Source organism: Microbacterium sp. S1037 (assembly GCF_048381605.1).
Classification (GTDB): Bacteria; Actinomycetota; Actinomycetes; order Actinomycetales; family Microbacteriaceae; genus Microbacterium; species Microbacterium testaceum_B.
In genome coordinates this window covers 965,407-990,625 of sequence record NZ_JBLWIG010000001.1, presented here as the reverse complement: position 1 = coordinate 990,625, position 25,219 = coordinate 965,407, and the positions used below count along the sequence as shown (strand labels likewise).

Below are 25,219 nucleotides of genomic sequence, written 5' to 3'. Positions count from 1 at the left end.
GTCTGGACGCACCACTCATCGAGGCGTTCAATCGATAACGGCGCCAGGGACGGCGCGGAAGGAATGTGCAATGACGCAGACATGGTCGCCGCGACGCGTCGCGATCCTCGGGGCTTCCGGCCTCACCGGCGCAGGCCTCGCCCACCAGCTCTCGCTGGCCGACGAGTACGACGAGATCCTGCTCTTCGACCTCAAAGAGAACGTGCTGCAGGCGCACGCGATCGACATGCGGGAAGCGCAGATCGTCGCCGGCCGTACACGCGCCCGCCTCACGGTCCTCCCTCTCGACGAGGCCGTCGCCCAGACTCCCGTAGACCTCGTCGTCTTCGCCGCTTCTCTCCCCGAGACGCCTGACGGCAGCCGCGAGGCATTCCTCGAGGGCAACCTCGGTGTCCTGCGGGCAGTGCAACCGGCGATCTCCGCGCTCGCGGGCGAGAGCGGGTTGGTGATGATCCTCACCAACCCGGCCGACGTGCTCGCCACGTGCCTCGCGCACCTCAGCGACATCGACCCCGCGCGCATCTTCGGCTACTGCCTGAACGACAGCATCCGTTTCACCGCGGCGATCGCCCGCGAGCTGAAGGTCGACCCCACGCGCATTGACGCCCTCGTCGTCGGCGAGCACGGCGACGGCCAGGTCCCGGTGTGGAGCGGCCTCCGACTCGACAGCGCGCCCCTCGAGCTCACCGCCGACCAGCGTGCCCGTATCGACGCCGACGCGCGCGGGTGGTTCCGCCGGTGGTCCGACCTCCGGCCCGGCCGGAGCTCCGGTTGGACCACGCCGCTGGGATCCGCCCGCACGATCGCGGGACTCGCCGCCGACGAACCGATGCCGGTCGCGGTGTGGCGTCGCGACGCCGAGGGCAACGGTTCGCACACGACGCTGCTCGCCGTCGTTCGTGACGGGGCGGTCGTGCCGACTCCCCTCGACTACCTCGACGACGCCGAGCGCGCCGCCGTCGACGAGGCCTCCGCGGCCCTCGCCGACAAAGCATCACGCGCCGGCGCACTCACTCACTGAACCACTGGAAAGGGACCGACCGATGACGTTCTTCGACCCGCAGACCTGGGATGGCCGCTACTTCGACGGATCGTGGGTGAGCACCCCCGACACCGCCGCGGTCGTCTCCCCCTCGACCGGTGAGACGATCGGCCGCGTCGCCGCCGCGACCGCCGCCGACCTCGACCGCACGGTGAAGGCCGCGCGCCGCGCGCAGACCGCGTGGGCGAGCGCCCCCGCCGAGGAGCGCGCCGCCGTGATGCGCCGCGCCGCGGCGATCATCGAGGAGAACACCGAGACCCTCGCCCGCTGGCTCAGCGACGAGGCGGGCTCGGCCCAGGGCAAGGCGCACTTCGAGGCGAGCCTCGTCGCGAACGAGTTCCACCTCGCCGCGGCGACCGCGATGATGCCGTACGGTCAGCTGCTGCGCTCGGCCCGCCCGCGCCTGAGCCTCAGCCGTCGCCGCCCCGTGGGAGTGGTCGGTGTGATCTCTCCGTTCAATTTCCCCGGCATCCTGTCCGCGCGGTCCATCGCCCCCGCGCTCGCGCTCGGCAACGCCGTCGTCCTCAAGCCCGACCCGCGCACGAGCGTCAGCGGCGGTCTGTTCTTCGCCGCGGTGCTGGAAGCCGCGGGCGTTCCCGCCGGCGTCTTCTCGGTGCTGCCCGGTGGCGTCGAGGTCGGTTCGGCGCTCGTCGACCACCCCGCCGTGCCGATCATCTCGTTCACCGGGTCGACCGAGGCCGGCCGCATCATCGGCGCGCGGGCGGGACAACTGCTCAAGCGCGCGCACCTCGAGCTCGGCGGCAACAACGCCCTGGTCGTGCTCGGTGACGTCGACGTCGCGGCCGCGGCATCCGCGGGCGCCTGGGGATCGTTCCTGCACCAGGGGCAGATCTGCATGACGACCGGACGCCACCTCGTGCACGACAGCATCTACGACGAGTACGTCGAGACCCTCAGCGCGAAGGCGGCGGCCCTCCCCGCGGGCGACCCCTCGACCGGCGCGCCCCTCGGCCCGATCATCGACGAGCGTCAGCGCGACAAGATCGACGCGATCGTGCGCGAGACGGTCGACGCCGGAGCTCGCGTGACCGCGGGCGGCGGCTACGACCGGCTCTTCTTCGAGGCGACGGTGCTCGCCGACGTGACCCCCGAGCACGCCGCCTTCCAGAAGGAGATCTTCGGGCCCGTCGCCCCCGTGACGCGGTTCAGCTCGGTCGACGAGCTCGTCGACCTCGTCAACGCGAGCGACTACGGCCTGTCCCTCGGCATCCTCGCGAAAGACGCGTTCCGCGCCTACGAGCTGGCCGATCGCCTGCCCAGCGGCATCCTGCACATCAACGACCAGACCGTCGACGACGAGTCGCAGGCACCGTTCGGCGGTGTCGGCGCGTCCGGTACGGGTGCCCGGTTCGGTGGGCACGAGGCGAACATCGAGGCGTTCACCGAGACCCAGTGGGTCACGATGCAGGCCGACGTCGCGACCTACCCGTTCTGACACCCGCGAAGGGACCCCCATGTCTGCTCCCGACGTCGCCCAGGCGTTCTACGAGGTGCTGCGTGCGCGCGGCGTCACCCGGATCTTCGGCAACCCCGGCTCCAACGAGTTGACGATGCTGAAGCACCTGCCCGACGACATCGAGTACGTCCTCGCCCTGCAAGAGGGGGCGGCGGTCGCGATGGCCGACGGTTACGCGCAGGCCTCCGGATCGCTCGGCGTCGTCAACCTGCACTCGTCGTCGGGCACCGGTAACGCCATGGGCAACCTGACGAACAGCGCAGCGGCGCACGCGCCGGTGCTCGTCATCGCGGGCCAGCAGAGCCGGCGCTACGTTCCGCTCAACGCGATGCTGACGAACGTGGATGCCACACGCTTGGCGGATCCGCTGGTGAAATGGTCGGCCGAGCCTCTCCGCCCCGAGGACGTCCCCGCGGTGGTGTCCCAGGCGGCGCTGCTGGCGATGTCGGCACCGACCGGACCGACCTACGTCTCGATTCCGCTCGACGACTGGGCACGACCGGCCGACGAGCAGGTCTCTGCCGGCCTCCCAGCGCGTTCGGTGGCGGGGACACCGGTGCTGTCCGAGGCGAGCATCGACGAGATCGTCGCGGAGCTGGATGCCGCCTCCTCGCCGGTTCTCGTCCTCGGGCCGGGCGTCGACACCGAGGCCGGGTGGGCGGCAACACGGGCGCTCAGCGAGCGTCGCGGCCTGCCGGTGTGGGTCGCACCGAGTCCCTCGCGTGCGCCGTTCGCCACCCGGCATCCGCATTTCCGCGGCATCCTCCCGACGGGCCTCGGCGCGGTGGCGGAGCTCCTCTCCGAGCACGACGTGGTCCTCACCCTCGGCGCGGCCGTCTTCCGCTACCACCAGTTCGTCGAAGGCGCGCCCTTGCGTCCGGGAACGCGCCTCATCGGGGTCACGTCCGACCCGGGCGAGGCGGCGCGTGCGGCGGCGGGCGCGATCCACGTGGGCGACCCCGTCGATGCGGCGGCGCGACTGGCGGCACGGGTGCGCGAGAGCGACGGTCCCGCGGACGGCGCCTTCGTTCCGGATGCCGCTCCCCCGACCGTCGGGGGACGCCACTCGGCGCAGGCAATCCTCGACGCCGTCGACCGCGCGAAGCCCGCCGACGCCGTGGTGGTCTTGGAATGGACTTCCGCCGACGCCCTCTGGGCGCGGTTCACCTTCGATCGCGCCCAGTCGTACTACTTCCCCGCCAACGGCGGGCTCGGCTGGGGGCTCCCCGCGGCGATCGGGGTGCAACTCGCCGACCCGTCGCGGCCGGTCGTGGCGCTGATCGGTGACGGCGCCATGCAGTACACCCCCGCGGCGCTGTGGACGGCCGCTCGCTACGGCATCCCGGTGACCTTCGTGATCCCCCAGAACGAGGAGTACGGAGCGCTGCAGCGCTTCTCGCGGATCATGGACGTCCCCGACGGCGGCTACCTCGACCTCCCCGGCCTCGACCCGTGCGCCGTGGCCCGCGGCTACGGCGTCGACGCGCACCGCCTCGACAGCCTCGACGACCTCGAGGAGTTCGTCCGGGGCGCCGCCACCGCGACCGGTCCCCGCCTCGCGGTCGTCCCTCAGCTCTCTCAGCGCTGAGCCCGCCCGCCACACCCCCGCGACGAGAAGCCGCGGTTCCGACAACGACGTCACAGGAGCGCTCCCATGTCCACCCACCCCTCGCGCCGGTCGGGCGGTTTCACCCCGACCGGCACGATTTCCGCCCCCGCCGACCGACGCCGCGTCGTGTTCGCCACGGTGGTCGGCACCACCGTCGAGTGGTACGACTTCTTCCTCTACGCCTCGGCCGCCGGACTCGTCTTCGGCCAGCTGTTCTTCGCTCCCGCCGGCCCCGGCATCGCGCAGGTGCTGTCGTTCCTCACGGTGGGCCTCAGCTTCCTCTTCCGCCCCCTCGGCGCTTTCCTCGCCGGTCACCTCGGCGACAAGTACGGCCGACGCGTGGTGCTGATGCTGACGCTCACGCTGATGGGTGCCTCGACGACGCTCATCGGCCTCTTGCCGACGTTCGACGTCATCGGGGTCGCCGCGCCCGTGCTGCTCATCCTGCTGCGCATCCTCCAGGGCATCTCGGCCGGCGGGGAGTGGGGCGGTGCGGTGCTCATGGCCGTCGAGCACGCCCCCAAGACCAAGCGCGGAGTGTTCGGAGCCGCGCCGCAGCTGGGCACGCCGCTCGGCCTGCTGCTCGCGAGCGGCATGCTGGGGCTGATGGCGCTCATCGCCTCCGGCGACGCGTTCCTCGCCTGGGGCTGGCGCGTGCCGTTCCTGCTGTCGTTCGTCCTCATCATCGTCGGCTACTACGTGCGCAAGAAGGTCGAGGAGAGCCCCGTCTTCCTCGAACTCAGCGAGCGCAAGGAGAAGACGCGCGCCCCCATCGTCCAGCTGTTCCGCAAGCACGCCCTTCTCGTTCTCATCGCCGCCCTCGTCTTCGCGGGCAACAACGCCGTCGGCTACATGACCACCGGGGGCTACATCCAGCGCTACGCCACCAACCCCGACGGTCCCGTCGGTCTCGCCACCGCCGACGTGCTCGGCGCGGTGACCCTCTCGGCCGCGTCGTGGCTGCTGTTCACCTGGATCGGCGGGTGGGTCGCCGACCGGATCGGCCGACGCAACACCTACTTCGTCGGCTGGGCCGCGCAGCTCGTGGGCGTCTTCCTGCTCTTCCCCCTGGTCAACACGGCCAGCGTGGGGCTGCTCACCCTGGGCCTCGTGATCCTGTCGGTCGGTCTCGGACTGACGTACGGCCCCCAGGCCGCCCTGTACGCCGAGTTGTTCCCGGCATCCATTCGCTTCTCGGGAGTGTCGATCTCGTACGCGCTCGGAGCCGTCCTGGGTGGCGCGTTCGCGCCGTCCATCGCGCAGGCGCTGGTCGATGCGACGGGCGGCACGACGGCGGTGACGTGGTACCTCGCCGGCATGACCCTGATCGGCGTCGTAGCGACGCTGCTTCTGCGCGACCGCAGCGGCATCCCCCTCGGTCCCGACCACGAGGCCGAGCAGACGGTCAGCCCGATCCGCGGGGTGATGCGGGCCTGACGGCCCCTCCGTCGAACGGTCCCGTTGCGCGCCGGCGCGGCGGGGCCGTTCTCCGCGTCGCACGCGGCGTCTCGCGCCGGGACGTCAATCAGCGGCGAGCTGCGCGCGGTACCGCGTGGGGCTCATGCCGACCTCGTTGCGGAACGTCCGCGCGAACACGCTCGGGTCGGCGACGCCGCAGCGCAGAGCGATGTCCGGGATGGCGAGCGTCGTCTCGCGCAGCAGACGGCACGCGCGCGACATGCGCTCCGACCGGATAAACGCGGCAGCGCGCAGTCCGCGCTCGGAGAAGACCTGGTGCACCGTGCGCACGGAGACGTTCTCGACCGCGGCGAGCGCGGAGACATCGAGGCGAGGGTCGTCCAGGTGCTCCGCCACGATGCGGTGGAACGAGGCGAACAGCGCCGCGTGAGAACGGGGTGGGGAGCTGCGCCGCCCTCCCCCGCGCAGAGCCGCGGCGAGCAACTCGGTCGCCACGCGGATCGACTGTGCGGTGTCGTCGAGGACCGGCCTGCCGGTGAAGTGCGAGCGCACAACCCGGCTCGCGGTGCGCAGCAGGAGATCACGGCGCGCGGACAGACGCTGCGCCGCGATCGTGGAAAGGGTGGATGCCGATAGACCCAGCCACTCCGTCGGCACCTGCAGCACGACGAGCTCCGCGTCGTCGGGGAAGTCGAGGTCGTACGCGGATCGGGTGACGTACAGGACGCCGTCGCCCGGGCCGATCGTCGCCTGCCGGTCGTTCTGCTCCACCAGATTCCGACCCGAGACCTGGAAGGAGAACAACGCCATGTCATCCGCGGCCGGGGACAACAGAGCCCGATCCCGCGCGATGTGACAGGCACCCGAGTGGATGGCCGACAGCGCCGCGCTCGCATACCCGCGGTGATCGAGGGAAGCGACGAAATGAGCGCCCGTTCGCACACGGAGCGGCACGAACGCCTGACTCGAGAGCGTCTCCCACTCGGGAGCGGACACCGCGGTGCGCACTGTCATGAATCGATGATGTGCCATCCGGATGCCGCGGAGGTAGCGCCCGATGACGATTCTGTTTCTCCGGGCCACGATGCAGAAATTGCACGACGGGACGCACGAATCGTCTTCGCCGTGCCCCCACGGCAGTCCTACTGTCTCCTCACCACGACCCCGAGGAGATCCCATGACCACTCGCATCGCCGCCGTTCAGGCCGAACCCGGCTGGTTCGACCTTCCCGCAACCGTCGCCAAGACGGTCGATCTCATCGCCGAAGCCGCCGCCCACGGCGCCGAGATCGTCACCTTCCCGGAGACGTGGCTTCCCGGTTACCCGGTCTTCCTGTGGGCGTACCCGGTCCCCGAGCAGATCCCCCACCTCGCCCGCTACCACGCCGCATCACCGACCGTGGATGGCCCGGAGATCGCGACGATCCGTGCAGCAGCCGCCGCGCACGGCATCACCGTCGTCCTCGGCCTGAGCGAGCAGGACCACGGCTCGCTCTACATGGCGCAGCTGATCATCGGTCCGACCGGCGACATCCTTCTCCACCGCCGCAAGCTCAAGCCGACGCACGCCGAACGGACGCTCTTCGGGGAGGGTGACGGCGGCGACCTGCAGGTCATCGAGACCCCGCACGGTCGCCTGGGCGCCCTCAACTGCTGGGAGCACCTGCAACCGCTCGTGAAATTCACGATGTACGCGCAGCACGAGCAGATCCACGTCGCCGGCTGGCCGTGCTTCGGCATCTTCGCCGAGCACCCCTCCCTCGGGTGGGAGCCGTCGATGGCCGTCAGCCGCACCTACGCGCTGGAGGGCGGTGCTTTCGTGGTGGTGTCGACCCAGATCCTCAGCGAGACCGGGGCGCAGAACTTCCTCGTCAACGGCGCACCGTCGCCCATCGTCGACTTCGGCGGGGGCTACGCGCGCATCTACGGGCCGGACGGCGCGCTGCTCACCGAGCCGCTCGACACGCACACCGAAGGGCTCGTGTATGCCGACATCGATCTCTCCGCGATCGACATCGCGAAGAAGTTCGCCGACCCCGTGGGCCACTACAGCCGGCCCGACGTGTTCACGCTGACGGTCGATCGCACGGCGCGGACGCCCGCGACCCTCGGGGAGACGAGCACGGCCGAGGCGGACGTGCCGACGTACGACGTCGAGATCTGATCCCGCCTCTCTCAGCCGCCGAACTGCTTGGCGAGCGCGGAACGCCGAACCTTTCCGGCGTCGTTGCGTAGCGACGTCGTCACCACGTGCAACGTGACGGGCGATCGCCGGCCCAGATGCGTCCGCGCGTGCACCATCACCGACGCGGATGCCGCGGGGTCGGCGAGCCGGACGGCGGCGTGGACCACGTGGCCCAGATCGTCGTCCGGGATGCCGAAGGCGACGGCCTCCTCGACGGCGGGGTGTTCCTCGAGCACCGCCTCGACGGCAGCGGGCGCGATCTTGTCGCCGCCGCGGTTGATGAGGTCGTCGGCCCGGTCGTGCAGGAAGAGGTAGCCCTCGGCATCCAGGTGTCCGACGTCGCCGAGCGTGTCCCACCCCTCGTCGTCGCGGCGGGAGGTCGCTCCCACGTAGGAGTACGCCGCCGTATCGCCCCGGCGCATCCACACCAGACCGCTCTGCCCGAATGGGAGGTCGGCTCCGACATCGTCGCGGACACGAACCTCGGTGCCGCCGATGGGTCGCCCGACGCTGCCCGGGCGTTCGAGCCACTCCGTTCCGGTGATGCGCGTGAGGCCGTTCGACTCGCTGCCCGCGTACACCTCGTCGACCCGTTCGGCGCCGAGCCAGTCGAGGAACGCCCGCTTCAGAGCCGGCGCGCACGGCGCTCCCATGTGCAGCACTCTCTCGAGGCTCGCGACGCGCACGGGCCGCCGTGCCTCGGCGGGCAGGCGCAGCAGCCGGGCCATCATCGTCGGCACGAGCAGCCCCCACGTCGCACCGTGCGTCTCGACGGCGTCGACCCATGCGTGCGCGTCGAAGTGCTCCAGGATGACGAGCCGGTGCCCCGTGAGCAGACCCCGGAACGCGTACGTGAAAACCGCCGAATGCCACAGCGGACCGGCGACGATCTGCGTCGCCGCCCGCGGGAGGAAAGCTGCCACCGGGCGCGAGGGATCGAGCGTCGCCGGTGCCGCCGCCCGCACGATCTTCGGCCGCCCCGTCGATCCCGAAGTGGCCGGTGCCTTCCAGCACGACGCCGCGACATCGGGGAGATCGCCCGCCCACGGCTCGACCCGCGCTCCGGGCACCCATGTGACGTCGGGTGACGCGGGTCGCACGCCCACGGCGGCGGCGGGCAGGGCGATCGCCTCGAGGTCGGTGCGCTCCGCCGCGGTGAGCGAGGTCGACAGCGGCTGCGGCGTCGCACCTGCCCGCCAGATCCCGAAGCAGGCGATGACCATGTCCCGCCCGTTCGGCAGAGACACAGCGACCGTGTCGTCGCGGCGGACGCCGCGGGAGAGGAGCTCGTGCGCGAGGGCCGAGGCGGCGGCATCCAGTTCCCCCGCCGTCATCACGCCGGCACCGTCGATGACGAGCGGTTCGTCGGGGGCGCCCCGAGCGCGGTCGGCGAGGATCGCCGAGAACGAGCGCTCGGTCACCGCGCGCTCCGCTGCGGCACGCGTGCGTAGAACCGCTCGTGTGCCTCGGCAGCCCGCTCCCAGGTGTGCGCGCGGGCGAGTGCCAGCCCGGCGGCCGTGTCGGTCGGCGCATCGCCCCGCAGCACCGCGTCGAGCCGCACGGCGATCTCTCCGGGAGTCGACGCGTAGAGCACGGTGTCGCCGAACACCTCCCGGATCACGGGCAGATCGCGCGCCACGACCGGTGTCGAGGCGGCAAGCGCTTCCATCGCGGCGAGTCCGAAGCCCTCTTTCGTCGAGACGAAAGCCAGCGCACGGGCCTCCGCGACGAGGGACGGCAACGCGTCGTCGTCGACCGGGCCGAGGATCGTCGGTCGGATGCCGAGCTCGTCGGCGCGAGACTCGAACCGCTCGCGGTACTCGCGGTAGTCGAACAGCGTCTCGCCGCCGCCGAACACGAGGCGCACCTCGGGGTGGGCGTCGCGCAGACGCGCATATGCCTCGAGCAGGTCGAGGGAGCCCTTCCGCGGTTCAATGCCGCCGAGCGCCAGCACGTAGGCGCCGAGCTGTGCCCGCCAGGCGGCGCGTGCGTCGTCGGCGCCCACCGCGGCGGCGAAGCGCTCGGCATCCACCCCGTTCGCGATCACCTCGGGGCGCACGCCGTACCTCTGCTCGACCTCGCGGGAGACCGCGTCCGAGACGCACAGCCGGGCCACCGGCTCGACCACCGCACGGTCGTGGCACGCGACGAGCTGCGGGGTCGTGAACGCGTCGAGGTGGTGGATCGTTCGGACGACCGGGATGCCGCGGCGCAGCGCCGCATTCGCCGAGATGCAGTCCTGCGCGTGCACGATGTCAGCGTCGGCTTCGAGAGCCGCAGCCATCAGCTCGATCGAGCGCTCGATGCGCTCCCCCACACCCTCACCGTCGAGCGGGGGGAACGGCACGACCCGCACGCGCACGCGCGGATCGACCGGGCGGAAGAACGTCGTGTCGTCGCCGCGTCCGAGCGTCCAGACCTCGACCTCATGGCCACGGGCGGTGAGCGCCTCGGCGAGCGCGACGGTGTGAACGACCCCACCGCGGGGCTTGGTGGAGTACGTCAGCTGCGCGATGCGCATCGATGTCCTTTCCGGGGCGGCTCACGCGGGGGCGCTGAGCCGGTAGGTGTGTTCCGCCCGCTGCGCCAGGTGGTTGAGCTTGCGCCGGGCGCGCGCGATGTGGGCGGCGACGTCGGCCTCGGCGACGGCGAGCCCACCCTTGGCCCAGGTCTTCGCGATGATCTCACCGGCGGGGTCGACGACCTTCGCCTGGCCGAGGAACCGAAGCCCGCCGAGCACGCCGGTCTGGTTCGACGACACGAGGTAGACCTGGTTCTCCGCCGCGCGCGCGCAGTCGTACAGGTCGAACAGGTGCGCCTGACGGTCGTTGCGGATGCGGTCGGATCGGTCGGTGACGCTCGCCGGCCACGCGCTCAGGCACGCGATGATCTGCGCGCCGTCGAGGGCGACCGAGCGCGCCGCTTCGGGGAAGGTCTTGTCGAAGTCGATCAGCATGCCGACCCGCCCCACCGGGGTGTCGAAGGCACGGAAGTCGGCGCCCGCGGCGTAGACGTCGGACTCGCCCAGCGGCAGGTGCACCTTCCGGTGCACGCCGAGCACGCCGTCGCCGGTCACGCACACCGCGGTGTTGTAGCGCCGCTCCTCGCCGTTCTCGACGGCTCGCTCGGCGATGCCGAAGCACACCGTCATGTCGCCCGCGAGCTGCATGATCGCCGCCACCTCGGGCCCGTCGATCTCGACGGAGTGCGGGATGCCGTCGCCCTCCTCCACCGGGTGGTGCAGGTCGAGCAGGTAGCCGCCGATGGTGGCGTCCGGCAGCACGAGGAGGTTCACCCCGCGTCCGCGTGCGTCCTCGACGATGCCGGGGAGCTTCGCGAGCGTGCGTTCGACGTCGCGACCGAAGTGGGCCGCCACCGCAGCCATCGTGACGGATGCCATTCCCCGAGAGTACGCGGTGGCCGATCAGCGCACCGCGAGGACACCGCGCGACGCCTCGACGACTCCGGCCGCGACGTGCTCGGCATCCCGGGCGATCGCGTGGAACCGCCCTGAGCCCCACGTGTGCAGCCAGGGAAGACCGACGAACGAGAAACCCGGTACCGCGGTCATGCCGCGCTCGTGCACGGGGTGCCCGCCCGCGTCGAGGACGTCGAGGTCGCCGAGCCACGACCAGTCGGCCCGGAAGCCGATGGCCCAGACCACCGCGTCGATCTCGTCGAGGTCGAGGTGCGTCGGACCCCCGTCGGGCGTCCACACCGGTCGGTAACGCTCCTCGGTCGGCGCGTCGATCCCCTCGCGCTCGATGTAGGCGTCGATGTCGTTCTTGATCGACTCGGCCACCGAGTCGGCACGATCGAGGTTGGACGTCAGGGTGTCATCGAACGCCAGGATGCCGTCGACGATGCCGATCGCTCGCCCGTGCAGGCCCATCCCCTGGGCGGCGAACGCCCGCAGATCGATGTCACGCCCCCCGTCGCGCCCGGTGACGTAGTGGTTGGTCGCGGCGCGTTTGGCCGCGGCCTGCTCCCCCACCGGCACGTCGTAGACGCCCATGTCGGCGAGCCACGTCATGCAGTCGCGGCCGCGGTAGAACCGCGCGACGCGCGGTGCCCGGCCGACCGCGAGGTGCACCTGTCGCCCCTCGAGGTGGAGGTCTTCGGCGATCTGGGTGCCCGACTGGCCCGTGCCGACCACGAGCACGGTTCCCGGGAGCTGCCCCGCGTTGCGGTAGTGGTGGGAGTGCATCTGCACGATGCGCGCGGGCAGGTCCTCGGCCCACGACGGGGTGATGGGGCGGTGATACCCCCCGGTCGCCGAGGTGACGGCATCCGCGGTGATCTCTCCTGCACTGGTCTGCACGACGAACACCCCGTCGTCGCGGCGGTCGACCCGCCGCACCTCGACTCCCTCCGCGAGGGGCGCATCGAAGGTGTCGGCATAGCCATGCACCCACGCGTAGACCTCGTCGCGGGTCATGAACCCGTCGGGGTCGGGACCGTCGTAGGCGTACCCGGGCAGCCGGCAGTGCCAGTTCGGCGTCACCAGCGTGAAGTTGTCCCAGCGACCGTCGCGCCATTCGTGCGCCGCCGAATCCCGCTCGATGACCACGTGCCGCACCCCGGCCTGGACGAGGTGCCAGCTGACCGACAGCCCGGCCTGTCCCCCACCGACGATCACGGCGGGATAGTGGTCGCCCGCCCGCAGCTCGACGGGGATCACGACGCCCTCGCGGGGAGGGGCGGCTCCATGCGCAGCACGGTGACCTCTCCCTCGGCATACGCGGCGGCGGTCCGCACGATCTCGTCTCGGGATGCCATGGCGGAGGTGCACGCGAAGCCGTAAGCGGCCCGCACGCGTTCGGCTGCGGCATCCAGAGCTTCACGCGAGCGCTCGACGAAGTCGGTCACACCGTAGCGGCCGCCGGTAGAGAGGTAGTCGTGCATCACCAGGCTCGGTGAGTAGTGCGACGTCTCGGCACCGTCGGGCCAGCGGACGGCGAAGCGCATCTCAGGCACGGGCCAACTCCTTCCATCCCTCGACGTGCGCGCCGACGGTCTCGGCGACCGGGCCGTAGACATCGGGGCGACGGTCACGCAGATGGAACATGCCCCCGCGCATCGCCCGGAAGGTCTCTTCGATGTCGATCTCGGCGATCGCGAGACCCGTGCCGAGCAGGGTCGTGGCGAGGATGTTGCCGCCCGGATCCACGACCTTCGCATTGCCGACGTAGCGGAGCGACCCGAAGGTCCCCGACTGATTGGATGCCATCCAGAACACCTGATTGTCGAGCGCCCGCGCGATGTCGAACTGGTTGAACCGGTACGTCCACCGGTCGTCCTGCAGATTCTCAGCGGTGGCGGTGCGGGCCGCGGGCCAGGCCGACATGCTCACCACGATCTCGGCACCGTCGAGGGCGAGCATGCGCGCGGCCTCGGGGAACGCCTTGTCGTAGCAGATCTGCATCCCGACGCGCCCCACGGGGGTGTCGAACGCCTCGTAGGTGTCGCCGGCAGAGTACGACATGTTCTCGCCGAGCGGCTGGTGAACCTTGCGGTAGGACCCGTAGATGTTCTCGCCGTCCAGGCACACCGCCGCGTTGTAGCGGGTCTCGCCGTCGTCGGCCAGCTCGCAGAAGCCGATCGTGACGATCATGTCGCCCACGAGCTCCTGCACCCGGGCGATCTCGGGGCCGTCGAGGCGGATGGCAGGCGGCATCGACTTCGTGGTGGTCTTGATCGTGTCGCCGTGGTTGCCGAGCGACGACAGGTACCCGCCGATCGCGGCCTCGGGGAACGCCAGCAACGACACCCCCGCGGCCCGCGCCTCGGCCACCAGGTCGGCGATGAGCGCGTAATTCTGCTCCAGGTCTCGCGTGAAGTTGGCCGAGACGGAGGCAACGGTGATCGACATGGCGAGCCTCAGAGGTTGTACGTGGAGTTGATGATGGCGCCCTTGCGCGCGTAGTAGATGAGGGCGTCCTGCACATCGAGCGGGTGCGCGGGGATGACGCCCTCGATGAGGTCCTCTTCGCGGATGCCGTGCAGGGCCAGGCCGAAGCGGCAGCAGTAGACCGTGCCGCCCTCCTTGATGAACGTCTCGAGCGAGTTGTTCATGTTGAGCTCACCCGGGAAGCCCGCGTCGCCCGTGGTCGGGAAGCCACGGTTCGCCGTGGCGGCGAGCGTGCCCGGGCCGTACAGGTAGATGGCCGACTCGAAGCCCTTCCGCAGGGCGCGGGTGGCCTGGAGGATCGCGACGAAACTCACCGATGACTCGTGCGGGATGCCGTGGATGAGCGTGAAGTACGACTCGCCGTTCTCGGCCTGGAAGTCGGGGAACAGCTTGGTGGAGCCATAGATGTTGCTGCCCTTGGGAAGCGACGGGTGCGGAACCTCGCCGAGGGACTTCGCGATGTTCTCGGCGATCTGAGCGTCGATGTCGGTGGTCATTGTCGTGTCCTTCGCGTCGGGTGGAGCCGGGGATGGAGCGCGTGTGCCTGATACCAGGCTCGCGTCCGTGTGTTTCGGATTGGTTTCAACGGGAATGAGCTTGCGTTACGCCTTGCCGAGCCCGGTGGCATCCGTGTCGAGAGCGCGGGTCTCGACACCGTCGGGCCAGCGCAACACGACGCCGGGCTCGGCGCTGAGCACGCCGATGGTGGCCGACTGCGCGAGGGGCGAGCGGATCTCGGGAGCCTCGGCGGTGAGCATGCCGAACCCCGGGAAGCAGGTCAGCCAGTCGCCGAAGGCGACGTCGGGCGGCGCGGGGATCTCGGCCACGTCGATCAGCGCGCCGGTTCCCGACGCCTCAGCGAGCATCGCCGCCGTGCCGACGATGCCGGCCATGCTGACGTCCTTGGCCGCGGCCGGCCGGTGCGCGGCGAGAAGGCCCGCGAGGTGCCGGAGCTCCTCCCCCGTGCGGGTCGAGGTCGAATCCCACTGGCGCCCCTCGAAGCCGCGCCGCCAGCGGCCGTGAAGGTCGACCGTCAGACCGAGCCGATGCCCGACCCGTCCGCCCCCGCCGGGGATCGGCGCCGTCGTGCGCCCGAGGGCCGTCACCGCGAGTGACGCCGCCCCACGTAGCTGTGTATGCCCGCCGAGGACCGGGACGTCCCACGCCACGGCAGCGCTGCGCAGCCCCGAGACGATGCGGCGCACCGCCGACGGGGTGGCAGCCGACACGGCATCCATCAGTCCCACCGCCCGCGCGCCCATCGCCGACAGGTCGTTCACGTTGACGAGCACGCCGCACCAGCCCGCCCACTCGGGGTCTTTGTCGATGAGCGCGGGCAGGATCGCGTCGGTGGCGACCACCACGTCGGTACCCGAAACCAGCGCGCCATCGTCGCCCACCCAGCCGTCGCCGCCCAGGGCTTCGGGGTGGTCATCGCGGATGCCTGCGAGCACGTCGCCGAGGGGGAGCTTCATCGCCCCGACGAGGTCGGAGATGCGCTCGATGGGCCAGCGCATCCGCACGTGCGGGGCTCCGCCGATCGCGGTCTCTCCCCCGCGCACCCAGCCGAGGTGGCGGAACAGGGGTTCGTTGCGCTCCTGCACCGTCGCGTCGAAGCGCAGCACGCCCCGGCTCACCGCCTCGCGACACGCGGCCTTCACGAGCGCTGAGCCGATGCCGCCGGCCTGCCGGGCACCGCGCCGTACGACGAGCCGACCGCCCGTCCACCAGCCGATGTCTCGAGCGGTGGCGGGGGCGAGGCGCACCCCGCCGAGCACATCGCCCGTGGCGGTGGCCGCAACCAACACCACGGTGCGGTGGTCGTCGTCGATGTCATCGTGGTCGGTGCCGGCGAACAGCCCTTGCTCGTCGACGAACACGTCGCGCCGGATCGAGCGGTAGGCGGCGATGTCGGCGGCATCCGCCACCCGGATCACCCATGGCGGCGCCTCCTGCCGCCGGGGCGCCCCGGTCAGCACGGGAACGTCGAACATCACGCGCCCGCCGTCTTCAGGATGCTGCACGCCCCGCAGGCGGCGCAGCCCGCGCGCTGGTCCTCGCCGCGCATGCCGGCCGCGTGCAGCAACCCGGCCACGCGAGAGGTGATGTCGTCCACGACCGCGCGGTGCGGCGCCGGGACCTTGTCGACGTCGGTCGCGAGCGTGCCCTTCAGCGGCCGGAACGGCACGACGAAGGGGTAGACACCCATGTCGATGAGTTCGCGGGCTCCCTCGACCGCCTCGTCGGGGTCTTCCCCCATCCCCACGATGAGGTAGGTCGACACCTGATTCCAACCGAACACCCGCACGGCTTCACGCCACGCGGCGCGGTACTCGTCCATGCTCACGCGGGATTTTCCTGGCATCCATCGCCGACGCACCTCGTCGTCCATCGACTCGACATGGATGCCGATGGACCGGGCGCCTGCGTCGTACAGGTCGGTGATGGCCTGCAGGTCGGCGGGCGGCTCGCACTGCACCTGGATCTCGAGCTCGGGAACGGCGGCCTTGACCGCGCGGACGCATCGGGCCAGGTGCTTGGCACCGCGGTCCCAGCCGTTCGACGTGCCCGTCGTCATGACCATGTGCGTCACGCCGTCGAGGCGGACCGCGGCCTCGGCGACCTCGGCGAGCATCGCGGGCGTCTTGACCGCGATGGTGGTACCCGCATCGAGCGACGCCTCGATCGCGCAGAAGCGGCACCGCTCACTCTCGTCGTAGCGCACGCACGTCTGCACGACCGTCGTCGCGAGCACGTTCTTGCCGTGCAGCTTCGCGATCTTGTCGTACGAGACGCCCTCGGCGGTCTCGAGGTCGTAGAACCGCGGGCGAACCACCGGGGCGACGTCGAAACCGAGATCGGCGCCGTCACGGGTGAGTCGTCCGGAGGCGGTGATCACGTACGGACTGTTCGGGTTCAGGGGGATCGCGGCCCCGTCGCCGTCGATGACGAAGTGACCGTCGTCACTGGGGCCGGCCCCGCCCGTGCGGCGCACGGGTGCGTCGCTGCGGACGCCGAGCAGGGCTAGGCTGACACGCGTCGAAACGCGGTCACGGTCTGCGGGTGCGAGCGCTGAAGCGTTGTCCATGCAGTCCAGTAGAACGACGGGGTGTTTCGATACGACGTCGAGCGGATAGCGGTTCTGTTTCGCGATCCCGCAGGAGGGTGCGTCGCGGAGGCGCCTGCGGCGGCGTGGGGGCCAGGCACGGTGTGCGAAACTCCGGAAAGATCGGCGGGCGGACGGTTTTTTCGGGATGGGAATGACCGGAGACGGCGCTTGTTCCGGAGTTCGGCACCGCGTTTCGTCGCTGCTCGACCCGCATGCGTTCCGCGATGACGGCCCGTGACGATGCGGCCTCCCCTGGCCGTGGGGGCAGGCGCCGACCCGTGCGTGCACATCCGTGACAGCACCACCAGCGCCGCGAACTTCACGAGCGACGGCACCGCCGACGTCTTCGACGTGGCGCTCGACGCCCCGACGCCGGACGCGAAGCTCGCCCTCCCGCGCCGAGGCGCGTCAGCGAGCCTCGTCGGTCGTCCGGGGTCCGCCACGGAAGACGACGCGCGCGATGAGGGCCGCGCCCGCGAAGCCGCACAGCACCGCGACACCCCAGACGAGGAAGCCGAGGACGGGGTTGGGTTCGAGCCAGGCCTGGACCGCGTCCGTCCCCTTCAGGAGCATCCAGGTGAGGAACGCTGCAATCAGCAGACCACCTGCGAGAACGAACCCCACTGTTTTCCCCATGGGGAGACGGTACCGAAGCACGTGACGGCACGAAAGCGCGGCCGCTCTGCTCAGACCCACCGAGTGTCCAAGAAACCCGGACGAATTTCTGAGGCGTCCGGGTGTTTTGGACACCGGATGCCGTGACCGCACGTGACTGTCCGTGACGGCGCCCGGCCCTCGCCGTTCGCGCCCCGGCTAGCGTGACCGACATGGCCCGTGCACTGCGCTCCCTCGGCTTCCTCACCATCGGCCTCTTCGACCGCGAGAACCCGCGGGCGGGGCACGAGACCACGCTGTCGATCATCGAGCGCGGCGAGCGCCTCGGCTTCGACAGCGCCTGGCTGCGCGACCGGCACCTGCAGTACGGCATCTCCTCCCCCGTCGCGGTGCTCGCCGCGGCGTCCCAGCGCACGAGCCGGATCCGGCTGGGCACGGCGGTCATTCCCCTGGGATGGGAGAACCCGCTCCGCTTGGCCGAAGACCTCGCGACCGTCGATGTGCTATCGGGAGGACGCCTTGAACCGGGGTTCTCCGTCGGTCCACCGCCGCGCCTCGACGACGTCGCGGCGGCGCTCTACCCCGACACCGTCGAGCACGAGGAGTTCGGGTACGAACGCCTCGCGCGCCTGCGCCGTTTTCTCGCGGGGGAACCCGTCAGTGCCCGCGCCGGGACCGAGGGCATCGAGGAGTACTCCGAGCGCGTCGAGCCGCACGCGGCCGGCCTCACTGACCGCCTCTGGTACGGCGCCGGCAGCCCCGCCTCGACCACGTGGGCGGCCGAGAACGGCTTCCACCTGCTGACCAGCAGCGTGATCCAGTCGACGACCTCGACCGACTTCGACGCCGAGCAGCATGCGCAGATCCGCCTCTACCGCGACACGCACCCCGACGGCGAGCGCGCCCGGGTCTCGCAGGGCCTGGTGGTCGTGCCGACCGATTCGGCGACGCCCGATCAGCGTCGACGGTACGAGGCCTATGCCGAGTCGCGGCGCGGGCGCGTCGGCATCCCTCAGGGTCCGCGCCGGATGCTGTTCGCCGAAGATCTCGTCGGCACGTCGGAGCAGATCGCCGAGCGGTTGCTGTCGTCGCGGGCGTTCCCCGAGGTCGACGAGGTCGCCTTCGCGCTGCCGTTCTCGTTCGCCCCCGACGACTACGCGCAGATCCTCGAGGACATCGCGGGCCGACTCGGACTGCTCCTCGGCTGGGAGCCCGCGGCTCCCGCCTGACGCGCGCGCAAGCCGCATCGAGTGTCCAGAACACCCGGACGATTCTTCGAGGCGTCCGGGTGTTGTGGACACTCACCCCCCTGAACCGGTCGGCGGCGCGAGGGTCGTCACGAGCCCGATGAGTGTCCAGAACACGCCGCAACGGCATGGCGCGTAACGGCGTGTTCTGGACACTCGACGGGCAGGGATGCCGGGGAACGCCGCTCAGCGCTGCCGCTCGACCGCCCGTCCCAGCCGCGCAGCGGCCTCGCGCAGCAGCTCCTCCGACGTGTCGCCGTAGGCCAGGCGCAGGTGCCGGTCGGCGTCCGTCCCGGGCCCCGAGGGGAAGAACGAGCCGCGCTGGTACTCGACGCCCTCCGCGCTCGCGTCGGCGGCGAGCCGGTCGGCGTCCAGCGAGTCGTCCGTCAGACGCGGCCAGAGGAACAACCCGCCGTCGGGCACGGTCACGTCGAAGGCTCCGGATGCCGAGAGCGCATCGGCCAGGGCATGAGCCCGCGACCGGTACAGCGCCCGCGCCCGCCCGAGCACCCGGTCGAAGAGCCCGGCGTCGCTCGTCAGCAGTTCCGCGACCACCGCCTGCACGAAAGTCGACGAGTGCGAATCCTGGCGGCTACGGAGGGCCACGGCATCCGGGACCAACCGCTCGGGCAGCACGACCCAGCCCAGGCGGAGCCCCGGGCCCAGCGTCTTGGTGAAGGTGTTGACGTGGATGACGTGCTCGGAGTCGTGGAACGGGGCGATCGACTCGGGCTCGCCGGCGAAGCGCAGTTCGCGGTACGGATCGTCGGCGAACACGACGAAGCCGTACCTCTCGGCGAGGTCGACGAGCTCGCGGCGGCGGGCCGTGGGCAGCGACGACTGCGACGGGTTGTGGAACTCGGGCACCGTGTACACCGCGGCGGGACGCGCCCCGGCCCGAAGCTCCGCGGCGAGCGCGTCGACGTCGAGCCCGTCGGCGCCGACGCGGATCGGGAGCACGCGCGCGTCGGCCAGCTCGAGGCCCCGCAGGAACAGCGGGAACACGGGGTTGTCGACCACGACGAGGTCACCGCGCTCGAGCACCGTCTGCACCGCGATCGCGAGGCCGTGGAAGCCGCCGTTCGTGATCAGCACGCGGTCCACGGCGACGCCCTCGCGGGCCGCGATCCATTCGCGCAGCGCCGGGATGCCCTCGGTCCGCGAATACTGCAGCGACGGCGCCCCCGGCGCGCTCAGCACCCGAGCGGTCGCGGCGGCCAGCTCGGCGGTCGGCAGCACCGACGGATCCGGGATGCCACCGAGCAGCTCGATCGCGTCGGGTCGACGATCGCGCAGGGTCTGGTCACCGAACCCCTTCGGCGCGGTGAACGCCTCGATGAGCGCGGGACGGGAGCGGGGTGGGGAGAGCAGGGTCATCGGGAACTCCGGGGGTCGCGGAACGGGATCGCGTCGACGAGGGCGCGGGTGTACTCCTCGCGGGGGCGCGAGAGCACGTCGGCGACGCGGCCGGACTCGACCACCCGCCCGTCTTTCAGCACCGACACCGTGTCGGCGATCTGGCGCACGAGGGCGAGGTCGTGCGAGACGAAGAGGTACGTGAGGCCCCGCTCGCGCTGGAGGCGACGCAACACGTCGAACACCCCGGCCTGCACGGTCACGTCGAGGGCCGAGGTCGGCTCGTCGAGCACGATCACGTCGGGCTCGAGCACGAGGACGCGCGCGATGGCCACGCGCTGACGCTGGCCGCCCGACAGCTCGGCCGGACGGCGGCGGGCGAGGTGCGGCGGGAGGCCCACGGCATCCAGAGCCTCCGTCACTTTCGCCGCCCTCTCGGCGCGCGTGCCGATCCGGTACTGGTCGAGGGGCTCGCGCACGATGCTCCCGACGCTCCACGTGGGATCGAGAGAGGTGAAGGGGTTCTGGTAGACGAGCTGGAGGTGCCGACGGATGCCGCGGAGCTCCGCCGGCGTCCGGCCCGAGACCGCCACGCCGTCGACGAGGATCTCTCCGGTATCCGGGCTCTCGAGCCCCAGAAGCAGACGCACCGTGGTGGTCTTGCCCGAGCCCGACTCCCCCACGAGGGCGTGCGTCGTGCCGGGCGGGACGCGGAACGAGACGCCCGAGACGGCGGGGCGGGCCACCCCGTCGACCACGAAGCTCTTCGACACCTCGCGCACGTCGATGCGGGTCGCGGTGGTGTCGGTGGTCCACGCGTCGACGCCGCGCTCGTCGACGTCACGCCGGTAGCGGTCGGGGTTCAGTGCGGGGGCATCGGCCTGCAACTGCACCGTGTACGGCGAGGTGGGGGCCGCGAAGACCTCGCGGGTGGCCCCCGCCTCTTGGACCCGCCCGTCCTTCAGCACGACGATCTCGTCGGTGCGCTCGGCCGCGATCGCGAGGTCGTGGGTGACGAGCAGCAGACCGATCCCGAGGTCCTCGCGCAGGTCGTCGAGCAGATCGAGGATGCGCTTCTGGATCGTGACGTCGAGGGCGCTGGTCGGCTCGTCGGCGACGAGCAGGTCGGGACGCGGCAGCACCGCGAGACCGATCAGCACGCGCTGGAGCATCCCCCCGGAGAGCTGGTGCGGGTACGCCCCGTAGACACGGGCGGGGTCGGGCAGGCCCACGCGCGCGAACACGTCGAGGATCGCCGCGCGCTGCGCGCGGGCGTCGGTGAGCCCTGCCAGGGCCGCTGCCTCGTGGGCTTGCGACCCGACGGTGCGCACGGGGTTCAGCGCGTGCGAGGGGTCTTGGGGGACGAAGCCGATACGACGCCCCCGGAACGGGCGGAACCGCGCCTCCGACAGCCCCAGCAGGTCGTCGCCGTCGAACGCGATGCGCCCCCGTGCGGTCGCCGTTCCGCGTGGCAGCAGGCGCAGGATCGAGCGCGCGATCGTCGACTTCCCCGAGCCCGATTCGCCGATGAGGGCGAGGCTGCCGCCGCGCGGGATCGCGAACGAGACGTCGTGCACCACGGGGGTGCGGCCGTAGGCGACCGACAGACCTTCGACAGCGAGGAGCGCGGTCGCGGTGTGCGCCTCGGAGCGCACGGGAAGAGTGGTGGTCATGACGTCCTCCGGAGCCAGCGGCTGATGCGGTTGATCGAGAGCACGGTCGCCACCGTGACCAGGGCGGGCCAGACGACGAGCCACGGTGCCCGCGGGTAGTCCTTGCCCGCCGAGATGAGCAACCCCCAGTCGGATGCCGGGGGCGGATCGCCGTACCCCAGGAACGCGAGCCCCGCGATGACGAGGATCGACAGCCCGAACTGCAGCACGGCGAGCGGGATCAGCGAGCGCGACGCGTTGGGGAGCACGTGGCGCAACAGCACGTGGACCGTCGAGCCGCCCTGCAGCCGCGCGGCCTCGACGAACACCGAGGAGCGCACGCGGATCACCTCGGATCGCATCACCCGGGCGAACACCGCGACGGCCGAGACGCCCGTCGCGATCGCGGCGTTGATGGTCTGGAAGCCGAGCGAGCTGACGATCACGACCGCGAGCAGGAACGCCGGGATCGCGAGCAGCACGTCGACGAAACGCGCGAGCACGACGTCGGTCCACGATCCGAGGAAGCCCGCGAGCAGGCCGATGAGCCCGCCGACGACGACCCCGATCGCCACGGCGACGAGAGCGCTGGTGACCGAGGACTGCGCACCGAACACGATCCGCGCGAACAGGTCGCGGCCGAGGTGATCGGTGCCCAGCAGGTGCGCGGCGCTCGGCGCCTGCAGCTTGTCGGCGGGCACTCCCTGCGCGGGATTCTGCGAGGTGAACAGCGCGGGCGCGATCGAGAAGGCCAGCACCACGGCGACGACCGCGAACGAGACGATGACGCTGACCGGAACGGCGAGACGGATGCCACGGACTCGGGCGTTCGTCACCCGCCCCGGGGCGGTGAGGGTCGCGGTCATACGATGCTCACTTCCTCGCGCAGCAGCGGCGCGGGATCGTCCTGGGGAGCCGCGGTCGCCGTGCGCCCGCGCGCCCCGATCGACACGCGGGGGTCGAGCAGCGGATAGGCGAGGTCGGCGAGGAGGTTCACGACCACGAACACGATCGCGGCGAGAGAGACCACCGCCTGCAGCACCGGGAGATCCTGGCTCGCCACGGCCGACTGCACGAGCGTGCCGATGCCCACGCGGCCGAAGATCGCCTCGGTGATGAGCGCCCCGCCGAGCAGCTCTCCGACGATCAGCGCGAGCACCGTCACCGTCGGCAGCGACGAGGGCTTCACGAGGTGGCGGAGGAAGAGCGCCCCCTGCCGGAGCCCCCGCGAGCGGGCCACCGCCACGTACTCCTGCCGGGACTCGTGATCGAGAGAGGCGATGAGCACCTCGGCGAGCTGGGCGGACACCGGGATGCCGAGCGCCACCGCCGCGAAGAACGTTCCCCAGGGCGTCTCGGTGTCGATCATGCTGAACAGCCCGAGACCGAAGGCGAACACGTGGATCAGCAGCAGGCCGATCACGAAGTTCGGCACAGAGAGGAACAGCGAGGGCAGCGAGCGCAGAACGCCCTGGCCGAATCGCGGCGGCAGGAACTGCGTGCCGTACGCGATCACGACGGCCAACACGACGGCGACCACGAGCGCCGCCCCCGCGAGCGCGAGCGTCGACCCGAGCGCATCGAGCACGAGTCCGCCCACCGGCAGGTTCGACCGCAGCGAGACCCCGAGATCACCGACCACGAAGCGGCCGAGCGATGAGCCGAGCTGCACCCACCACGGCTGATCCAGCCCGTAGTACGCCACGATGCGAGCGATGTCGTCTTCGGTGAAGCCATTGTCGGGGTTGCGCAGCGTGCTCGTGATCGGGTCGCCCGGGAGGATGCTGATCACCAGGAACGTGAACAGGTACGCCAACAGGACGACGACGATCGCCTGCCCGGTGCGTCGCAGCGCGAAGCGCCCATAGGTGCGGAGCATGCTTCGTCCTTTCGTGTCAGTGAGTCGGGAAGGGGCGGACGCCATGGCATCCGCCCCTTCCGGGATCAGCCGTTCAGCCAGGCGTCCAGGTAGTACGCGTAGGCGAGGCCGTTGTAGCTGACGCCGCTCACCTCGGGGGCCTGCACGTACACGCGCTGCACGATCTGCGTCAGCGGGACGAAGTACCCCTGGTCGAGCACGTAGCTCTGCAGCTCGTCGGCGACCTTCGCGCGGGCGTCACGGTCGGTGGCCGTGGCGATGCGCGTCGAGAGGTCGTTGAGCGTGGCATCCGAGGTTCCGAGCTTGAACCAGTCCTCGTCGCCCTTCTTCTGCGAGGTGAGGACCCCGGCGACGGTTCCCACGTCGACGAAGCTGCGCGTGATCTCGTTCGCGGGGACCGTGGCGTTGCCGATGACCTTCTGGCCGTAGGTCGGGACGTCGTAGGTCTCGAGGTTCACCTCGAAGCCGAGGCTCGTGAGCTGCTGGTCGACGAGCTCGTCGACCGACTGGGACGCCTGCAGGTACGGGTTGGGGTAGAGCGTGAACGACAGCTTCTGCCCGTTCTTCGTGCGGACGCCGTCGGCGCCCTTGACCCAGCCGGCGGCGTCGAGGAGAGCGGCGGCCTTGTCGGGGTCGTACGCGAAGTCGGCGCTGTGGTCGGTCGCCTCGGGCACGGTGCTCTGGAACAGCGACTCCGCCGCGTGCCAGTCGGGGGTGTAGACGGTCGAGAGGATCTCGTCGCGGTCGATGCCGTGCTGCACGGCTTGGCGCACCTTCACGTCGTCGAAGGGGGCGACGGAGGTGTTGAGCGCGTATCCGTTGACGAACCCGAGGTAGCGCGGGGTCTCGACGGTCAGCCCCTCCTGCTTCAGCGCGTCGAGGTCCTGCGGGCTCGCGTTGTAGGCGACCTGCGCCTGGCCCGACTCGACCGAGGCGGTGCGCAGCGTCGGCTCCGCGACCTGCTTGTAGGTGATCGTGTCGAGGTACGCGGCACCTTCGTGGCCGACGGCTTCGGGACCCCAGTCGTAGTCGTCGCGCTTCTTCAGCACGACGCTGTCACCCTCGGCGACCTTCTCGACGGTGAACGGTCCGCTGCCGATGTCCTTCGTGAGATCGGCCTGCTGGTCGGCGGGGAGTGCGAGCGTGGCCGGGGACAGGAGGATCGAGCCGTGATACGCCAGCGTCGGGATGAAGCTGAGCGTCGGTGCCGAGAACGACACCTTCACCGTCGTGGCATCCACCGCCTCCGCCCCCGCGTAGTTGGCGGAGGGGAACAGGCCGATGCGGTTGATGCCCTCGTCGGGCCGACCCTTCGCCCAGATCTCGATGTTCGCGACGACCGCGGCCGCGTCCAGCGGCGTGCCATCCGAGAAGGTCACGCCCTCTTTGAGGTGGAGCGTGAACTGCGTCTTGTCGGCGTTCTCGTCCCAGCTCTCCGCGATCCACGGGCTGAGGTTGCCCTCGGCGTCGACGTAGACCAGCTTGTCGGTCACGTTGCCCCAGATCTGGCCCTGGTAGCTCGAGATCGCGCTGTTGTTGGGGATCCAGGTGGCGCCGAGCGAGTCGATGAGGAAGACGAGGTCGCCGCCGGGCTTCGGCGTGGAGCTCTCGGCCGGAGCGGCCGAGGTTCCCGCGCCGCATCCGCTGAGGAGGACGGCGCCGACGGTGAGGGCGGAGGCGACGCCGAGGAGGCGTCGGAAGCGAGTGGTCATGAGGGT

General features: G+C 70.9%; 22 protein-coding genes. 6 read left to right on the top strand and 16 right to left on the bottom strand.

Annotated features, from left to right (window positions below; all coding sequences use genetic code 11):
• The first annotated feature begins 70 nt into the window (after nucleotides 1–70).
• The 4 genes from ACMW4R_RS04345 (at nucleotide 71) to ACMW4R_RS04330 (ending at nucleotide 5,565) form a co-directional block, all read left to right on the top strand.
• Nucleotides 71–1,021 carry a lactate/malate family dehydrogenase gene (locus tag ACMW4R_RS04345; RefSeq protein WP_418299266.1) on the top strand — a complete coding sequence of 317 codons (951 nt, stop codon included), beginning with the start codon at nucleotides 71–73 and terminating at the stop codon, nucleotides 1,019–1,021.
• A gap of 22 nt (nucleotides 1,022–1,043) precedes the next feature.
• Nucleotides 1,044–2,498: an aldehyde dehydrogenase family protein gene (locus ACMW4R_RS04340; protein WP_418299265.1), complete on the top strand. Its 1,455-nt coding sequence runs from the start codon at nucleotides 1,044–1,046 to the stop codon at nucleotides 2,496–2,498.
• Between the two features lie 19 nt (nucleotides 2,499–2,517).
• Nucleotides 2,518–4,107 (top strand): benzoylformate decarboxylase, encoded by a 1,590-nt coding sequence (gene mdlC, locus ACMW4R_RS04335; RefSeq protein WP_418299264.1) that lies wholly within the window; start codon nucleotides 2,518–2,520, stop codon nucleotides 4,105–4,107.
• Nucleotides 4,108–4,173: 66 nt separating this feature from the next.
• Entirely contained in the window at nucleotides 4,174–5,565 is a 1,392-nt protein-coding gene (locus tag ACMW4R_RS04330) for an MFS transporter (RefSeq protein ID WP_418299263.1), read from the top strand.
• 84 nt (nucleotides 5,566–5,649) lie between these two features.
• Here the strand turns inward: ACMW4R_RS04330 and ACMW4R_RS04325 are convergent, their stop codons facing one another.
• A complete protein-coding gene (locus ACMW4R_RS04325) occupies nucleotides 5,650–6,561 on the bottom strand; it encodes an AraC family transcriptional regulator (protein WP_193754841.1) in 912 nt (303 codons plus the stop codon).
• Between the two features lie 163 nt (nucleotides 6,562–6,724).
• On the opposite strand from ACMW4R_RS04325, the gene ACMW4R_RS04320 reads away from it, so the two are divergent.
• Complete coding sequence (locus tag ACMW4R_RS04320; protein WP_418299262.1) at nucleotides 6,725–7,711, top strand: carbon-nitrogen hydrolase family protein; 987 nt, start codon at nucleotides 6,725–6,727, stop codon at nucleotides 7,709–7,711.
• 11 nt (nucleotides 7,712–7,722) lie between these two features.
• Here the strand turns inward: ACMW4R_RS04320 and ACMW4R_RS04315 are convergent, their stop codons facing one another.
• The 10 genes from ACMW4R_RS04315 to ACMW4R_RS04270 form a co-directional block, all read right to left on the bottom strand.
• A complete protein-coding gene (locus ACMW4R_RS04315) occupies nucleotides 7,723–9,153 on the bottom strand; it encodes an AMP-binding protein (RefSeq protein ID WP_058595840.1) in 1,431 nt (476 codons plus the stop codon).
• Entirely contained in the window at nucleotides 9,150–10,253 is a 1,104-nt protein-coding gene (locus ACMW4R_RS04310; RefSeq protein ID WP_418299261.1) for an MSMEG_0565 family glycosyltransferase, read from the bottom strand. Before ACMW4R_RS04310 ends, ACMW4R_RS04315 begins: the two co-directional genes overlap by 4 nt.
• 21 nt (nucleotides 10,254–10,274) lie before the next feature.
• On the bottom strand, nucleotides 10,275–11,132 hold the full coding sequence (locus ACMW4R_RS04305) for a carbon-nitrogen hydrolase family protein (RefSeq protein WP_058595838.1): 858 nt from the start codon (nucleotides 11,130–11,132) through the stop codon (nucleotides 10,275–10,277).
• A gap of 24 nt (nucleotides 11,133–11,156) precedes the next feature.
• Complete coding sequence (locus ACMW4R_RS04300; protein ID WP_418299260.1) at nucleotides 11,157–12,413, bottom strand: MSMEG_0569 family flavin-dependent oxidoreductase; 1,257 nt, start codon at nucleotides 12,411–12,413, stop codon at nucleotides 11,157–11,159.
• On the bottom strand, nucleotides 12,410–12,700 hold the full coding sequence (locus tag ACMW4R_RS04295; protein ID WP_241490498.1) for an MSMEG_0570 family nitrogen starvation response protein: 291 nt from the start codon (nucleotides 12,698–12,700) through the stop codon (nucleotides 12,410–12,412). Before ACMW4R_RS04295 ends, ACMW4R_RS04300 begins: the two co-directional genes overlap by 4 nt.
• A gap of 1 nt (nucleotide 12,701) precedes the next feature.
• Nucleotides 12,702–13,604, bottom strand: coding sequence for a carbon-nitrogen hydrolase family protein (locus tag ACMW4R_RS04290; protein WP_058595836.1), 903 nt, complete (start codon nucleotides 13,602–13,604; stop codon nucleotides 12,702–12,704).
• A gap of 8 nt (nucleotides 13,605–13,612) precedes the next feature.
• Nucleotides 13,613–14,140, bottom strand: a complete 528-nt coding sequence (locus ACMW4R_RS04285; protein WP_058595835.1) for an MSMEG_0572/Sll0783 family nitrogen starvation response protein — start codon at nucleotides 14,138–14,140, stop codon at nucleotides 13,613–13,615.
• Nucleotides 14,141–14,245: 105 nt separating this feature from the next.
• Nucleotides 14,246–15,667 (bottom strand): MSMEG_0567/sll0787 family protein, encoded by a 1,422-nt coding sequence (locus tag ACMW4R_RS04280; RefSeq protein ID WP_418299259.1) that lies wholly within the window; start codon nucleotides 15,665–15,667, stop codon nucleotides 14,246–14,248.
• A complete protein-coding gene (locus ACMW4R_RS04275; RefSeq protein WP_058595833.1) occupies nucleotides 15,637–16,731 on the bottom strand; it encodes an MSMEG_0568 family radical SAM protein in 1,095 nt (364 codons plus the stop codon). Before ACMW4R_RS04275 ends, ACMW4R_RS04280 begins: the two co-directional genes overlap by 31 nt.
• A gap of 429 nt (nucleotides 16,732–17,160) precedes the next feature.
• Nucleotides 17,161–17,388 carry a hypothetical protein gene (locus tag ACMW4R_RS04270; RefSeq protein WP_153001274.1) on the bottom strand — a complete coding sequence of 76 codons (228 nt, stop codon included), beginning with the start codon at nucleotides 17,386–17,388 and terminating at the stop codon, nucleotides 17,161–17,163.
• 191 nt (nucleotides 17,389–17,579) lie between these two features.
• Here ACMW4R_RS04270 and ACMW4R_RS04265 point away from each other — a divergent pair, with 191 nt between their 5' ends.
• Entirely contained in the window at nucleotides 17,580–18,596 is a 1,017-nt protein-coding gene (locus tag ACMW4R_RS04265) for an LLM class flavin-dependent oxidoreductase (protein ID WP_418299258.1), read from the top strand.
• Nucleotides 18,597–18,800: 204 nt separating this feature from the next.
• Here the strand turns inward: ACMW4R_RS04265 and ACMW4R_RS04260 are convergent, their stop codons facing one another.
• From ACMW4R_RS04260 to ACMW4R_RS04240, 5 genes are all read right to left on the bottom strand, one after another.
• Nucleotides 18,801–19,991 (bottom strand): PLP-dependent aminotransferase family protein, encoded by a 1,191-nt coding sequence (locus tag ACMW4R_RS04260; RefSeq protein WP_418299257.1) that lies wholly within the window; start codon nucleotides 19,989–19,991, stop codon nucleotides 18,801–18,803.
• Nucleotides 19,988–21,643 carry a dipeptide ABC transporter ATP-binding protein gene (locus tag ACMW4R_RS04255; protein ID WP_418299256.1) on the bottom strand — a complete coding sequence of 552 codons (1,656 nt, stop codon included), beginning with the start codon at nucleotides 21,641–21,643 and terminating at the stop codon, nucleotides 19,988–19,990. Before ACMW4R_RS04255 ends, ACMW4R_RS04260 begins: the two co-directional genes overlap by 4 nt.
• Entirely contained in the window at nucleotides 21,640–22,488 is an 849-nt protein-coding gene (locus ACMW4R_RS04250; RefSeq protein WP_418299255.1) for an ABC transporter permease, read from the bottom strand. The genes ACMW4R_RS04255 and ACMW4R_RS04250 overlap by 4 nt, the downstream gene beginning before the upstream one ends.
• Complete coding sequence (locus tag ACMW4R_RS04245; RefSeq protein WP_058612864.1) at nucleotides 22,485–23,501, bottom strand: ABC transporter permease; 1,017 nt, start codon at nucleotides 23,499–23,501, stop codon at nucleotides 22,485–22,487. The genes ACMW4R_RS04250 and ACMW4R_RS04245 overlap by 4 nt, the downstream gene beginning before the upstream one ends.
• A 65-nt stretch (nucleotides 23,502–23,566) precedes the next feature.
• Nucleotides 23,567–25,213, bottom strand: coding sequence for an ABC transporter substrate-binding protein (locus tag ACMW4R_RS04240; RefSeq protein ID WP_418299254.1), 1,647 nt, complete (start codon nucleotides 25,211–25,213; stop codon nucleotides 23,567–23,569).
• Nucleotides 25,214–25,219: the final 6 nt, after the last annotated feature.

Bases quoted from the DNA above. Each gene is read 5' to 3' on its own strand.
- ACMW4R_RS04345 (WP_418299266.1), top strand. From the start codon at position 71: ATGACGCAGACATGGTCGCCGCGACGCGTCGCGATCCTCGGGGCTTCC.
- ACMW4R_RS04340 (WP_418299265.1), top strand. From the start codon at position 1,044: ATGACGTTCTTCGACCCGCAGACCTGGGATGGCCGCTACTTCGACGGA.
- mdlC (WP_418299264.1), top strand. From the start codon at position 2,518: ATGTCTGCTCCCGACGTCGCCCAGGCGTTCTACGAGGTGCTGCGTGCG.
- ACMW4R_RS04330 (WP_418299263.1), top strand. From the start codon at position 4,174: ATGTCCACCCACCCCTCGCGCCGGTCGGGCGGTTTCACCCCGACCGGC.
- ACMW4R_RS04325 (WP_193754841.1), bottom strand. From the start codon at position 6,561: ATGACAGTGCGCACCGCGGTGTCCGCTCCCGAGTGGGAGACGCTCTCG.
- ACMW4R_RS04320 (WP_418299262.1), top strand. From the start codon at position 6,725: ATGACCACTCGCATCGCCGCCGTTCAGGCCGAACCCGGCTGGTTCGAC.
- ACMW4R_RS04310 (WP_418299261.1), bottom strand. From the start codon at position 10,253: ATGCGCATCGCGCAGCTGACGTACTCCACCAAGCCCCGCGGTGGGGTC.
- ACMW4R_RS04305 (WP_058595838.1), bottom strand. From the start codon at position 11,132: ATGGCATCCGTCACGATGGCTGCGGTGGCGGCCCACTTCGGTCGCGAC.
- ACMW4R_RS04295 (WP_241490498.1), bottom strand. From the start codon at position 12,700: ATGCGCTTCGCCGTCCGCTGGCCCGACGGTGCCGAGACGTCGCACTAC.
- ACMW4R_RS04290 (WP_058595836.1), bottom strand. From the start codon at position 13,604: ATGTCGATCACCGTTGCCTCCGTCTCGGCCAACTTCACGCGAGACCTG.
- ACMW4R_RS04285 (WP_058595835.1), bottom strand. From the start codon at position 14,140: ATGACCACCGACATCGACGCTCAGATCGCCGAGAACATCGCGAAGTCC.
- ACMW4R_RS04275 (WP_058595833.1), bottom strand. From the start codon at position 16,731: ATGGACAACGCTTCAGCGCTCGCACCCGCAGACCGTGACCGCGTTTCG.
- ACMW4R_RS04270 (WP_153001274.1), bottom strand. From the start codon at position 17,388: ATGGGGAAAACAGTGGGGTTCGTTCTCGCAGGTGGTCTGCTGATTGCA.
- ACMW4R_RS04265 (WP_418299258.1), top strand. From the start codon at position 17,580: ATGGCCCGTGCACTGCGCTCCCTCGGCTTCCTCACCATCGGCCTCTTC.
- ACMW4R_RS04260 (WP_418299257.1), bottom strand. From the start codon at position 19,991: ATGACCCTGCTCTCCCCACCCCGCTCCCGTCCCGCGCTCATCGAGGCG.
- ACMW4R_RS04255 (WP_418299256.1), bottom strand. From the start codon at position 21,643: ATGACCACCACTCTTCCCGTGCGCTCCGAGGCGCACACCGCGACCGCG.
- ACMW4R_RS04250 (WP_418299255.1), bottom strand. From the start codon at position 22,488: ATGACCGCGACCCTCACCGCCCCGGGGCGGGTGACGAACGCCCGAGTC.
- ACMW4R_RS04245 (WP_058612864.1), bottom strand. From the start codon at position 23,501: ATGCTCCGCACCTATGGGCGCTTCGCGCTGCGACGCACCGGGCAGGCG.
- ACMW4R_RS04240 (WP_418299254.1), bottom strand. From the start codon at position 25,213: ATGACCACTCGCTTCCGACGCCTCCTCGGCGTCGCCTCCGCCCTCACC.